13 protein-coding genes are annotated in these 13,128 nt (G+C 64.3%); 3 read left to right on the top strand and 10 right to left on the bottom strand.

Going from position 1 to position 13,128, the window contains the following annotated elements:
• Positions 1–169 precede the first annotated feature (169 nt).
• Positions 170–838 carry a phytochelatin synthase family protein gene (locus BLT09_RS31400; protein ID WP_091600373.1) on the top strand — a complete coding sequence of 223 codons (669 nt, stop codon included), beginning with the start codon at positions 170–172 and terminating at the stop codon, positions 836–838.
• 32 nt (positions 839–870) lie between these two features.
• On the opposite strand, the gene doeB is transcribed toward BLT09_RS31400, so the two are convergent.
• The 10 genes from doeB to ehuR all read right to left on the bottom strand — a co-directional run bounded on the left by doeB (position 871) and on the right by ehuR (position 10,664).
• A complete protein-coding gene (gene doeB / locus BLT09_RS31395; RefSeq protein ID WP_091600372.1) occupies positions 871–1,872 on the bottom strand; it encodes a N(2)-acetyl-L-2,4-diaminobutanoate deacetylase DoeB in 1,002 nt (333 codons plus the stop codon).
• 5 nt (positions 1,873–1,877) lie between these two features.
• On the bottom strand, positions 1,878–3,068 hold the full coding sequence (doeA, locus tag BLT09_RS31390; protein WP_091600371.1) for an ectoine hydrolase DoeA: 1,191 nt from the start codon (positions 3,066–3,068) through the stop codon (positions 1,878–1,880).
• 38 nt (positions 3,069–3,106) lie between these two features.
• Complete coding sequence (gene eutC / locus BLT09_RS31385) at positions 3,107–4,099, bottom strand: ectoine utilization protein EutC (protein ID WP_091600370.1); 993 nt, start codon at positions 4,097–4,099, stop codon at positions 3,107–3,109.
• Positions 4,096–5,088, bottom strand: a complete 993-nt coding sequence (gene eutB / locus BLT09_RS31380) for a hydroxyectoine utilization dehydratase EutB (RefSeq protein ID WP_091600369.1) — start codon at positions 5,086–5,088, stop codon at positions 4,096–4,098. Before eutB ends, eutC begins: the two co-directional genes overlap by 4 nt.
• Before the next feature lie 4 nt (positions 5,089–5,092).
• On the bottom strand, positions 5,093–5,872 hold the full coding sequence (gene eutA, locus BLT09_RS31375) for an ectoine utilization protein EutA (RefSeq protein ID WP_091600391.1): 780 nt from the start codon (positions 5,870–5,872) through the stop codon (positions 5,093–5,095).
• Between the two features lie 34 nt (positions 5,873–5,906).
• On the bottom strand, positions 5,907–6,566 hold the full coding sequence (ehuD, locus tag BLT09_RS31370; RefSeq protein WP_091600368.1) for an ectoine/hydroxyectoine ABC transporter permease subunit EhuD: 660 nt from the start codon (positions 6,564–6,566) through the stop codon (positions 5,907–5,909).
• A gap of 16 nt (positions 6,567–6,582) precedes the next feature.
• Positions 6,583–7,242 carry an ectoine/hydroxyectoine ABC transporter permease subunit EhuC gene (ehuC, locus tag BLT09_RS31365; RefSeq protein ID WP_091600367.1) on the bottom strand — a complete coding sequence of 220 codons (660 nt, stop codon included), beginning with the start codon at positions 7,240–7,242 and terminating at the stop codon, positions 6,583–6,585.
• A 176-nt stretch (positions 7,243–7,418) separates the two neighbouring features.
• Positions 7,419–8,270 carry an ectoine/hydroxyectoine ABC transporter substrate-binding protein EhuB gene (gene ehuB / locus BLT09_RS31360; protein WP_023797848.1) on the bottom strand — a complete coding sequence of 284 codons (852 nt, stop codon included), beginning with the start codon at positions 8,268–8,270 and terminating at the stop codon, positions 7,419–7,421.
• A gap of 100 nt (positions 8,271–8,370) precedes the next feature.
• Entirely contained in the window at positions 8,371–9,156 is a 786-nt protein-coding gene (gene ehuA / locus BLT09_RS31355; protein WP_091600366.1) for an ectoine/hydroxyectoine ABC transporter ATP-binding protein EhuA, read from the bottom strand.
• Positions 9,157–9,278: 122 nt separating this feature from the next.
• The gene (gene ehuR / locus BLT09_RS31350; protein WP_023797845.1) at positions 9,279–10,664 is read right to left on the bottom strand and encodes a MocR-like ectoine utilization transcription factor EhuR; all 1,386 of its coding nucleotides are present in this window, start codon (positions 10,662–10,664) and stop codon (positions 9,279–9,281) included.
• A gap of 90 nt (positions 10,665–10,754) precedes the next feature.
• Between ehuR and BLT09_RS31345 the strand changes: the two genes are divergently transcribed.
• Together BLT09_RS31345 and BLT09_RS31340 are read left to right on the top strand one after the other, a co-directional pair.
• Positions 10,755–11,237, top strand: a complete 483-nt coding sequence (locus BLT09_RS31345; RefSeq protein WP_167366592.1) for an Lrp/AsnC family transcriptional regulator — start codon at positions 10,755–10,757, stop codon at positions 11,235–11,237.
• Positions 11,238–11,567: 330 nt separating this feature from the next.
• Positions 11,568–13,061: an NAD-dependent succinate-semialdehyde dehydrogenase gene (locus BLT09_RS31340; protein WP_091600364.1), complete on the top strand. Its 1,494-nt coding sequence runs from the start codon at positions 11,568–11,570 to the stop codon at positions 13,059–13,061.
• Positions 13,062–13,128 lie beyond the last annotated feature (67 nt).

Raw genomic sequence — 13,128 nt, 5'->3', positions numbered from 1 at the left:
ATACTCTCCCAGACCCAGCGCTCACGGCGATGAGCGGCGGCAGCCGGCTTGGTAAGCGGCCGGTTACGGTTGCTGCAGGACCAGATTGCGACTGGCCGGGTGCGGCGCCGATTGACGTTGCGGTGCCTTTTGTTCATTCTCCCGTTGCTGCCTGCTCCGAGATTCAGCAATGAAGCGCCGTCTCGCTTTCGGTGTGATTGTGATCGCCGTCGTCGGCGTGCTGGGCGGCGCCGCACTTTTGATTGCCGGCCAGTCCAGAGTTTCGCAAGACGCAATCCCGTCGTCGGTTACCCGCACCCCTGAATTGATCGACAGCGGCTGGAAGCTGCCCGTGGCTGCCACCTTCAATGCCGACGTCACATGGCAATCAAACGGATCAAGGTGCGGCCCGGCAAGTGTCGCAAACACATTCCGCTCCATCGGCGAGGAGGAGACAACCGAAGCCGAAGTCCTCGCGGGAACGGGAATGTGCTGGACCGGTTTTTGCGTCATTGGCCTCACGCTGGACGAGCTTGCCGAGGTCGCTCGAACGAACACCAAGCGGAAGGTTTCGGTGCTTCGGAATCTGAGCGCCGATGCGTTTCGCGAGCACATGAAGCGCGCCAACGATCCCGACCGCCGTTACATCGTCAACTTCACCCGCGAGAAGATTTTCGGCGCCGGTGCTGGCCATTTTTCCCCGGTCGGAGGATATCTGGAGGCCGAGGACATGGTCTTCGTCCTCGATGTAAACGAGGACTACAAGCCTTGGCTGGTCGAGCGTGAGCGCCTGTTCTCAGCCATGGACACAATCGATAGCGATGGCGACAAGAAACGCGGCTTGCTGCTGATCGAGTAGCATTGTCGCAAGCAGTTTCGATTGCCTTGCCTTCAATCGACCAGCACGGCGACCACGGCGGTGCAGTCGCCCGCCTTGACCAGTCCGGGGAAATGGCGGGCAGCCAGTAGACCCGACATCCTTGCCCTGATCTCCTGAGGTGCGGCACCGGTGCGGCCAATGGAGTGGATGCGCGCCAGGACCTGGCCCTGTTCGACAGGCTCGCCGAGATCGATCATCGTTTCGATCATCCCGTCGTCCTCGGCGAACGAGAAGCAATCGCCCGAAGGCATGTCCAGCCAGCGGGTCGGCTGCATCTCGACCGCACCGGCGACGATGCCGGCATGGCGCAGCACATTGAGCACGCCGCGACGGGCGATCCGCACCGTTTCCGCGCGCGAAGTCCCACCGCCGCCAAGCTCGGTGGTGATGAACAGCTTGCCCATCTCTTCGGCGGCAGTGTCGAACATGCCGACCGCATCGATCTCCAGCATCTTCATCGACCACGGCGCCGAGAACGCCTCCACCGCGGCGAAGCCCTTCGCCTCCAACTCCTTGTCGGGCCGGATATGGGCGGCGCAGAACGGCACGAAGTCGAGCGTCTTGCCGCCGGAGTGGAAGTCGAGCGCGATGTCTGCACGGGGGAGCAACTCACGTTGAAAATAATCGGCGATCTTCTCGGTCACCGTGCCGTCGGGCCGGCCGGGAAAGCTGCGGTTCAGATTGCCCTTGTCGATCGGCGAGGTGCGGGTGCCGGCGCGGAACGCCGGATAGTTCATTGCCGGCACGATGATGACCGTGCCGCTGACTTGCTTGAGATCGAGCGTGCGGGCGAGATCGTAGAGCGCCAGCGGCCCCTCATATTCGTCGCCATGATTGCCGCCGGTGAGCAATGCGCTCGGCCCGCTGCCGTTGCGGATCACGCAGATCGGGATCATCACCGATCCCCAGGCCGAATCGTCGCGGCTGTACGGCAGCCGCAGGAAGCCGTGCTGCACGCCGTCGCGGTCGAAATCGACGGTCGGCGTGATTGGCGACGGGCGAAGGCTGGACATCGGGCTCAATTCTTCACCACCAGCTTGCGCGGCACATTGGCCAGGCACTCGACGCCGGTCTCGGTGATCAGGATGGATTCGGTGATCTCGAGCCCCATCGTCTCCAGCCACAGGCCGGTCATGAAATGGAAGGTCATGCCGGGCTTCAGCTCGGTGCGGTCGCCGGGGCGCAGGCTCATCGTGCGCTCGCCCCAATCCGGCGGATAGGAAAGCCCGATCGGATAGCCGGTGCGGTTGTCCTTGACGATACCGTATCTCTTCAGCACCGCGAAGAAGGCGTTGGCGATGTCCTCGCAGGTATTGCCGGGCTTTGCCGCCGCAAGCCCGGCCTCCATGCCTTCCAGCGTCGCCTTTTCGGCATCGAGGAATTCCTGCGTGGGTTTACCGAGGAACACAGTCCGCGAAAGCGGACAATGGTAACGGTTATAGCAGCCGGCGATCTCGAAGAAGGTGCCCTCGCCCGATTTCATCGGCCGGTCGTCCCAGGTCAGATGCGGCGCCGACGCATCGGCGCCCGACGGCAGCAGCGGCACGATCGCCGGGTAGTCGCCGCCAATCTTTCCCTCTGGCCCGTCGACGCCGCGGGTGCCGGCATCATAGATCTCGGCGACCAGATCGCATTTGCGCATCCCGACTTCGATCTTGTCGACGATGCGCTGGTGCATCGCTTCGACGATGCGGGCGGCCTTGCGCATATAGTCGATTTCGGTCGGGCTCTTCACCGCGCGCTGCCAGTTGACGAGTGCTGTGGCGTCGACGAAGCGGGCATTGGGCAGGTGTTTCTGCAGCGATGCGAAGGCAGCGGCCGAGAACCAGTAATTGTCCATCTCGACGCCGATGCTGAGCTTGCCCCAGCCGCGATCGGCCAGCACCTGCGACAGAAAATCCATCGGGTGGCGTTCGGTCGACTGCACATAATGGTCGGCATAGCCAACGATGTTGTCGTGCGCGAGATAGGCGGTGCGCTTGGCGCCGTTGGCGTCCTGGCCGCGCCCGTACCACACCGGTTCGCCCGACGGCGGCACGATGACGGCCTGGTGCACGTAGAACGACCAGCCGTCATAGCCGGTCAGCCAGGCCATGTTGGACGGATCGCTGACAACAAGCAGATCGACGCCCTTTGCTGCCATGGCCTTCCGGGTCTTGGCGAGGCGATCCTCATATTCGCCGCGCGAGAATTTTAGATTGGGCTGCATTGCTCTTGGTCCTCGTTTGTTGGGCCTTGCGGCCGGTATCAGCTTTCGAAAATCGTCCCGGTGTTGGCCGCCTGGGCACGGTCGCGGGCGAGCGTGGCGATCGCAGTGTCCTGCACGCCGGTGCCGGTGAGGTCGGCAATGGTGATGTCGCTGTCCGAACGGCGGCCATGTCTATCGCCGGCGATGATCTGGCCGAGCTCTGTGATCTCGGCTTCGGCTGCCATCACCCCCGTCGCGATGGCATGATGCAATTCGCCAAGCAGCCGCGTCTGTTTCGCGCTGTCGGCGACGTAGAGATCGGCCATGCGCAGGATCGCCGGCGCGATCTCGTTCTTGTGCTCGGCGTCCGAGCCCATCGCGGTGATGTGCTGGCCGGCGGAGACGAAGCCGGCCTTGATCAGCGGTTCGGTCGACGGCGTCGTGGTGACGATGATGTCGGCGCCGGCCGCCGCCGTGGCCGCGTCGGGCTCGGCGCGCACGACGATGCCCAGTCTTTCACGCAATGCATCCGCCGCGGCTTCGGCCTTGGCGGGATCCCTGGCCCAGATCCGGGCCTCGGCGATCGGCCGCACCAGCATAAGCGCCTCGAGCTGCAGTCCAGCCTGGACGCCGGCGCCGAAGATCGCGGCGATCGAAGCGTCGGCTCGCGAAAGATGTTTCGCTGCGACCGCACCGGCCGCCGCCGTGCGGACATCGGTCAAATAACCATTGTCGAGCAGCAGCGCCTCGACCAGCCCGGTTTTTGACGACAGCAGCACCATCATGCCGTTGACGCTGGGCAGGCCGAGCTTCGGATTGTCGAAGAAGCCGGGACTGATCTTGATGGCAAAACCGTCGATGCCAGGCACGTAGGCGGTCTTGACGTCGACCTCGCCGCGATGCTCGGGAATGTCGAGCCGCAGGATCGGCGGCATCGCCACCGGCAAGGTGGCAAGCGCGCGGAACGCATTTTCGACGCAGGCGACGGCATCGAGATCGAGCTTCACGATCGCGCGCAATTCGGCTTCGGTCAGTATCGTCATCCGGCTCATGCGGCGCTCTCCTCAATTGCTTCGCCACAAACGACTTTCCTGTGCAGCGTCATGTCGATGTTGCGGCCCGACAGAACGAGCACAGTGGGGCCGCTCGCCCTGGCCTTGCCGGCAAGCACGGCGGCGATGCAAACCGCGCCGGCGCCTTCGACGATCTCGCGCTCCTGTTCATAGGCGTGGCGGATGCCGGCGGCGATCTCGTCCTCGCTGAGCAGGATAACATCGTCGAGCAGGTCGCGGCACATCGAGAAGGTCAGCCGGTTGTCGAGGCCGACACCGCCGCCGAGCGAATCCGCCAGCGTCGGCAGTTCCTCGACCAGAACCGGATGTCCGGCATCGAGGCTTGCCTTCATCGCCGCACCCCGCGTCATCGAAACGCCGATGACCTTCGTGCCGGGGCTGACGCCCTTCACGGCAGCGGCGACACCCGCCGCCAGCCCGCCGCCGGACAGCGGCACCAGCACCAGGGCGGCGTCCGCAACCTGCTCGATGATTTCCAGCCCGAGCGTGCCTTGCCCGGCGATGATATCAGGATGGTCGAAGGGCGGCAGCATGATCAGACCGTCTTCCGCGACCAGCCGGTCGACCTCCTGCTGCGCATCGTCCTGGCTGTTGCCGACGATGCGGATCTCGGCACCGAGCCGGCGGATTTCGTCGAGCTTGTTCTGCGGCACCAGTCGCGACATGCAGATCGTCGCGCGCATGCCTTCGAGCTTTGCCGCATGAGCCAGCGCCCGGCCGTGATTGCCGGTCGAGGCGGCGACCACGCCGCGCGCCTTCTCCTCGGCGTTCAGCGACGCGATGGCGTTCGAGGCGCCACGCAGCTTGAAGCTGCCGGTGGTCTGCCGATGTTCGAGCTTGAGATAAACAGGCGCGCCCAAGTGCCCGGAAAGACTCGGGGAAAGCACGGTCGGCGTGCGCTCGACCTTGCCTGCGACGCGCTCGCGGGCTGACTGGATATCGGCGAGGGTGATGGGCGCAGGTGTCATGGCCTCATTGTCCCAAAGGCAGCGTCATCAGACGGCCGAATTCGGCGCGCGGCTCGTCGTCGCCGCAAAGCCGCAGGCAGTTCCAGGCGGTTGCCTGGTTGCTGGTCACGACCGGACGGCCGATCGCCTCTTCCATGCCGACGACGGCAAGTGCTGCCCGCAGCGCCGTGCAGGAGACGAACAGTGCGTCCGCTTGCGCGTCGGTCGTATTGGCTGCCAGATCGACCAGCGTGGCCGGTGCAATCCGCGCCATCTCGCGGTCGTCGTCGAGGCCGAGACAGGTGAAGCTGGCGATCTCGAACCCGTGCGCCGCGAAATAGGCGGCCATCGGCCGGCTGGTCTCGACCGTGTAGGGAGTAAGAATACTGATCGTCCTGGCGCCCAGCGCTTTCAAGCCGCGCAGCCCTGCCATCGGCGGCGTAACCACGGGTACGCCGGGCTTGGCCGCCTGCACCGCCGCCTCGATCTCGGCATCGCCGATGACGACCGAGGCCGAGGTGCAGGAATAGCAGACCGCGTCGAGCGGCTCATCGGGCAGGATGAGCGCGGCGCCCGCCGTCAGCGACGGCTGCATCTTGCGCAAATTGTCCGGCGTCGTCGGATTGGCATAGGGGATGCGCGCGACATAGACGCCGATCCGGTCGCTTGCCACCATGCGACGAAAATCCGGTTCGGTCGTATGGTCGGTGGCAAGGATGATCAGGCCGACGCGCTTTTCCAGCGGACGCGCGTCGAGCGCCGGCCGTGTCGAGTGCAAGCGGATGTCGACTGGAGCGGTCACCATGCGCTCCTTGCCAACGGTTTGGTCGAAGGAACTGTCATTTTTCAATGCGTCCGTAGCGACGTTCCAGCCAGCGCAGCAGCACGACCGAGAACAGGCTGATGACGAGGAAGAACGCACCGACCAAGGTCATCGGCTCGACATAGCGGTAGTAGGTGTTGGCGACGCTCTTGGCCTGGTTCATCAGTTCCAGCACGGTGATCGCCGACAGCAGCGGCGTCTCCTTGAACATGGCGATGAAGTAGTTGGCAAGCGCCGGGATCATCGGCGGGATAGCCTGCGGCATGATGATGTGGGTCCAGGTCTGCCTGGCGTTGAGATTGCAGGCCTTGGCGGCTTCCCACTGACCGCGCGGCACATTGTCGATGCCGGCGCGATAGACCTCGGCCGTGTAGGTGCCGTAATGCAGCCCGAGGCCGATGACGCCCGCCACCAGCGGCGGCAGCAGGATACCGATGTCCGGCAGCACGTAGAAGATGAAATACAGCTGCACCAAAAGCGGCGTGCCGCGGATGAACTCGGCGAGGAAGCCGACGCTGCGCGACAAGCCCTTGTTCGGCGAGCGCCGCGCCAGCGCGATGGCCAACCCCACGATCGCGGCCAGGACCGAGCCGAGCAGCGTCGCCAGGATGGTGATCTTCACGCCCTCGATCAGGGTCGGCATGATCTCCCAGACGAAATTCCAATCCCACTCCATTACGAGGCCCGATCCATCAGACGCGCACCCCGTCGAGGCCGCGGGCCATGCGGCGTTCCAGCGAACGCACACCCCAGGAAATAATCAGCGCAAGGGTGAAATAGATGACGAGAATGGTGGTGAACGGCACCAGCGTGTTCCCGGTCTGCGAGCGCACCACCTGCGCCTGGAAGGTCAGGTCGGTGAGCGAGATCAGCGAAACGACGGCGGTGGCCTTGAGCAATTCGATGGCGTTGTTGCCGAAGGTCGGCAGCATGACCAGCAGCGCCTGCGGCAGGATGACATGGCGCATGGCTTGCCAGCGGCCGAGATTGACCGCGATGCAGGCCTCGTACTGTTCGCGGCCGATCGACTGGATGGCGCCGCGCACCACCTCCGCGCCATAGGCGCCGACATTGAGGCCAAGCGCCAGCACGCCGGCCTGCAGCGGCGTCAGCGAAATGCCGACGAACGGCAGCACGAAATAGGCCCAGAACAGCTGCACGAAGATCGAGGTGCCGCGGAAGAATTCGATATAGGCGGTGGCCAGCGCCCGAATGGCGAAAAAACGCGACAGCCGCCCCAACCCGGCGAGAAAGGCCATGATCAGGGCAAGCACCGACCCCATCAGCGTCAGCTCGATGGTAACAAGCGCTCCCTGCAATATCAGGCCGAAATAGCCGGACCATTGGGTCATGAAGTTCGAATTTCCAGCGTTTTACAGTTATAGTCTTGGCATCTTCTCCCTGTTCACGGGGAGAAGATGCCGGCAGGCAGATGAGGGGCAGAGCCAATTTGGCAGAACTGGCGCTGCCCCTCATCCGTCACTTCGTGACACCTTCTCCCCGTGAACGGGGAGAAGGAAAAAGGCGCCTATTTTGCCGAGCAGAGCTTGTCGCGGCTCGTCGACATCGCCGCCGCGGCCGAAAAACCGTAGGGCTCGATGATCTTGGCGAATTCGCCGGACTCCTTCAGCTTGGCCAATTCGACGTCATAGGCGTCGCGCAGCGCCTCATCGCCCTTCTTGAACGCCGCGCCGTCGCAATAGACCGGCGCGCCGACCACCGGGGCGACGACTTCGAGGTTCGGATCGTTGGCCTTCTTGACCAGATCGTTGATCGACAGCACCGGCAGGGAATAGGCGTCGATGCGGCCGTCCTGCAGCATCTTCAGGCCGCTCTGGCCATCCGGCACGACGATGACGCGGTCACGCGGCACGCCGGCAGTGAGCGCCAGCTTCTCCTCGGTGCCGCCGCCCGGCGCCCCGATCGTTGCGGTGGCATCCTTGGCGACATCCTCATAGCTCTTGAAGCCCTTCGGGTTGCCCTTCTTGACCAGCATTGCCTCGGCGTCGCACAGCACCGGCTCCGAATAAGCGACCGCCGCGCAGCGCTCCGGTTTCATGAACAGGCCGGCGGTGACGACGTCGAAACGGCCGGCCTGCAGGCCGGGGATCATCGCGCCATATTCCGAGATCGAGGCGACGATGTCGTTGACACCAAGACGCTTGAAGATTTCACGGGCCACATCGGGTGCCGCACCCGAAACCTTGCCGTCGGCCGCAACCGCCGTATAGGGCGGCTCGTTGGCGATGGCGACACGGGCGAAGCCCTGTGCCTTGAGCTCTTCGAGCTTGCTGTCGTCGGCCGACCCCGCGGTCGAAGCGGCCAGAATTGCGGTCAGTGCAACACCGGCCACGCCGGCCAGAATGCCAAGTTTCTTCATTGTTCCCAACTCCTTGTTTCTCTTTTGGTTTGGTCGTTCTTGAGTATGCGGGACGGCTTCGCCGCCCTGGAGGACGGCGTTGCCGCCCGGGGCATGGCAGTCAGACGCGATGTCCGGCCGCGATGATCTTCTTCAGGAAAGCTTGCGTACGCTCCTGCTTGGGGTTGCGAAAAATCTCGTCCGGCTTGCCTTCCTCGACGATCTTGCCGCGGTCGAAGAACAGAACCCGGTCGGCGAAATCATGGGCAAAACCCATTTCGTGGGTGACCAGCAGCATGGTCATGTCGGTCTCCGAGCAGAGCCGCCACAACACGTTCAGCACCTCCTCGACCAGTTCCGGATCGAGCGCCGATGTCACCTCGTCGAACAGCATGATCCTGGGCTGCAGCGCCAAGGCGCGAGCGATGGCAACGCGCTGCTTCTGGCCGCCGGAAAGCTGCGCCGGCATCGCTTTCGCCTTGTCGGCCATGCCGACCATGTCGAGCAGTTCCATGGCCCGCTTTTCGGCGGCGGCGCGCGGCATGCCCTTGGTCAGGATCGGCGCCAGCGTGACGTTGTCGATGACGCTCTTGTGCGGAAACAGGTTGAACAGCTGGAAGACCATGCCGATCTTCTGGCGCATTCTTGCCAGATGCCGTTCGTCGGCGGGCAGCAACTGGCCGTTGCGCTCCATGTGGTAAAGCTGCTCGCCGTCGATCTGGATGTGGCCGCTGTCGATCCTCTCCAGCGTCATCAGGATGCGCAGGATCGTCGTCTTGCCGGAGCCGGATGGGCCGATTAGCGCCAGCTTCTCGCGCGGCATGACCTGCATCGACAGTCCGTCCAGCACCTTGAAGGTGCCGAAGCTTTTCGAAATGGCGTTGATCTTGATGATGGGCGCGGACAAAGAATTTCCCCGTGCTGGAGAAGCTGTGCCTTAACGATGCGGAACGCGCCAAATCATGTCAATCAGGAAAATAAACTCATGACAATGTTTCTGACTCCGCAGAATTTCGCGGCAATGCTTGCCTAGATCGCCAGCAGCAGATGCTCCGGGTCGCCGAGCAGAAGTTTAGTGACAACACTGAGGCCTGCGCGCAGTTCCCCCTCGGTGGTCGAGCCCAGCGAGATGCGCACTGCCGGCTGCCAGGGCGCCGCCGAAATGCGAAACGATGTGCCTGGTGCGATCGCCACGCCCTGCAGGCGGGCCTGTGAGACGAAGCCCTCCTCGGCGCGGTCGCCGGGCAGTTCCAGCCACAGATGCAGCCCGTCACGATGGACGCGGTAGTCGACCCCGGCAAGCACCTGGGCGGCAATCTCCTGCCGCCGCCGCAGCGCCGACCGTTGCCAGCGGACGAGTTCCATCGCCGTGCCGTCGGTCACCCATTTTGTCGCGATCTCCGCCACCATCGGCGTCGCCATCCAGTTGGAGACGAGATGCCGGTTGGCGACGGCAGCGACATAGCGGTCGGGCGCCGCGAGATAACCGATGCGCAGGCCTGGCAGCACGATCTTGGTGAAGGAGGTGACGTAGAGCGTGCGCTCGGGCGCGAAGGCGGCGACCGGCGGCGGACGGCCCTCGACGAGCGGCCCGAGCACGTCGTTCTCGATGATGGCGATGTCGTGCCTGCGCGCCACCGCAGCGATCTGCTCGCGCCGCGCGGCATTCATCAATGTTGCAGTCGGATTGATCACCGAGGGCTGCACGAACACGGCGCGGATGTCGGAAAGCCGGCACGCCTCGTCGAGCGCCTCCGGGATCAGGCCGTTGTCGTCGATCGGCAGACCCTCAAGGTTGAAGCCGAGATAGCGCGCCAGCGGGATCAGCGTGTGATGGCCGATCGCCTCGGTGGCGACGGTCGAACCCGGCGGCGCCACGCTCATCAGCGCCACCGTCATGCCGGCCGTGGCGCCGTTGGTCAGGCTGACATTCTGCGCCGACACGTCGAGACCGCACAGCCGCAGCCATTCGACCGCCACTGCACGGTGGCGCGGAAACACCATGTTCGGCCGGAACGACAGCGCCGAGGTCGACGGCAGGTTCTCGGCGAGCCAGCCCAGCGCCTGCTTCAGCCGCTCCAGATGCATCGGCTCGCAGACCGGCTTCAGGATCGACAGGTCGATGACCTCGCCAAGGCGCTCCGGCAGATAGGGCGGTTCCGGCTCGCGGCGCTGCGTCTGCACGAAGCTGCCGCGGCCGATCTCGCCGGAGACCAGGCCCCGGCGGATCAGTTCCTCATAGGCGCGGCTGACTGTCTGCACCGAAAGCTTCAAATCGTCGGCCAGCCGGCGATGCGTCGGCAGCCGCGCGCCGTTGGCCAGCCGTCCGTCATGAATGGCGCGCGCGAACTGGTCGGCGAGCGATTGATAGGCCGGCCGCCGGATAAGCGCGGGATCTGGACGCCACAATGTCATGACATATTAGAGATCGAAATCAGTGCAATTGACAATCGAAATAATGCGCCGTCATGGTGTCGCGGAAAAAAGTGGACGCTCATGGCCGCATTGAAACTGGATCAGATCGACCTGAAAATCCTCGACGCGGTTCAGCGCGACGGGCGCATCACCAAGCTGGCGCTCGCCGACAAGGTCGGCCTGTCGCCGACGCCGTGCTGGATGCGGTTGCGCAAGCTGGAAAGGGCCGGCATCGTCTCCGGCTATCACGCCAAGGTTGCAATGCGCGCCGTCGCGCCGGTCGCCACCGTCCTGATGGAGGTGACGCTGGCCAGCCACCGCCAGGCCGATTTCGACCGTTTCGAGCGCGTCATCCGCGACGTCCCCGAAATCGTCGCCTGCTGGTCGGTAGGCGGCGGCGTCGACTATCTGCTGAAAGTGATGGCGCGCGACATCGACGCCTACCAGCGGCTGGTCGACGCCCTGCTCGAACGCGAGATCGGCATCGACCGTTATTTCACCTACATCGTCACCAAGACGGTGAAGGAGGAGGTCGCCTTGCCGGTTGCCGATCTGTTGCCGGCACAGTCGTGAGGCCTGGCAAATCGCAAAGAACCCCCTCATCCGGCCGCTTCGCGGCCACCTTCTCCCCGGCGGGGAGAAGAGAAAGGTGCCAGCGCTGCGATCTCCTCTCCCCTCGGGGGAGAGGTCGGATTGCCCCGAATTGCCCTTTGCAATTCGGTTGGCAATCCGGGTGAGGGGGCACTTCCTCGATGAGATAGCCCAGCCTATAAGCTGAACAGATTGTCTGCCCGAGCAGTCCAATAGAGACAATCTCTCTACGCGTGCGCTCCGAAACAGCCTCTCTGTCTGCGCCGCGCGCATAGTCTCTTCGCATCACTCCGAAACCGGGAGACCTCGAACATGTCCGCGCATTTTGCTCGCCCACAACGCCACGAAGCGCTTGACCGGCTCGCCGACCGCCGGCTGCTGCGCCAACTCGCCTATGTCGACGGCCAGTGGACGGCGAGTGAAGCCGCCGAGAGTTTTGGGGTGACCGACCCTGCCACAGGCGCCACCGTTGCCTGGGTTGCCGCGCTCGATGCCAGGCAGACGAGCAAGGCGATCGACGCGGCGTCGCGCGCCTTTCCCGCCTGGCGCGCCGCTCTCCCACAGGAACGCGCAAGAATCCTGCGAAAATGGTTCGACCTGATCATCGCCGCCAAGGACGATCTGGCGCTGTTGATGACGCTCGAACAGGGCAAGCCTCTCAAGGAATCGCTTGGCGAGATCGACTACGCCGCCTCCTTCGTCGAGTGGTATGCCGAAGAGGGAAAGCGCCTCAACGCCGAAAGCGTCACCAGCCATTTGCCAAACGCCGAGATGATGGTGCGGCGCGAACCGCTCGGCGTCGTCGGCGTCGTCACGCCATGGAATTTTCCGGCGGCCATGCTGACCCGCAAGGCGGCGGCCGCGCTTGCCGCCGGCTGCACCATCGTCGCGCATCCTTCGTCGGAAACGCCGCTGTCGGCACTGGCGCTGGCCGAGCTCGGCGAACGCGCCGGCCTGCCTGCTGGCGTCTTCAACGTTCTCACCGGCAAGGCCTCGACCATCGTTGGGCGGATGTGCGAAGATCCGCGCGTCCGCGCCATGAGCTTCACCGGCTCGACCGAGATCGGCAGGCTTATCGCCGCGCAAAGTGCGCCGACGATCAAGCGGCTGGTCATGGAGCTTGGCGGCCACGCGCCGCTGATCGTCTTTGCCGACGCCGATCTCGACAAGGCGGTGACGACAGCCGTCGACGCCAAATTCGCCACTTCCGGCCAGGATTGCCTTGCCGCCAACCGCATCTATGTCCAGCGCCCGATTTATGATCGTTTCTGCGCCGCCTTCGCCAGGCGCATCGAGGCACTGCGGACCGGCAATGGCCTGGCCGATGACATCGACATCGGGCCGTTGATGCACGAGCGCGGCGTCAAGAAGGTCGAGGAGCAGGTCGCCGATGCGCTCGCCCATGGCGCGCGCTGCCTAACCGGCGGCGGCAGACATCCGGCCGGACCGCTGTTCTACCGGCCGACCCTGCTCGCCGATGTCACCGACGATGCGCTGATCATGCGCGAGGAAACTTTTGGTCCGGTCGCCGCGGTGACGCCCTTCGACAGCGAGGACGAGGTCATCGCCCGCGCCAACGCCACCGAATACGGGCTCGTCGCCTATGTCGTCACCGAGAACGGCGGCCGCCAATTGCGCATGGGCCGTGCACTCGACTACGGTATGGTCGCCATCAACCGCGTCAAGATCACCGGCGCGCCGGTTCCATTCGGCGGCGTCAAACAGTCCGGCATCGGCCGCGAGGGCTCGCGCCACGGGCTCGAAGCCTTTACCGATCTCAGATATCTCTGCCTGGACGTGGCGTAAGGTGTATCGAGATTCAGGTGATGCCGGTCTGCAAATGGCGGCGTCCTGCGCTTCCGGTGCTCACGTA

Source organism: Mesorhizobium muleiense (assembly GCF_900099905.1).
GTDB lineage: Bacteria > Pseudomonadota > Alphaproteobacteria > Rhizobiales > Rhizobiaceae > Mesorhizobium > Mesorhizobium muleiense.
Note: the sequence above shows the minus strand (reverse complement) of the source record. Positions and strands in the feature narration are given on the sequence as shown.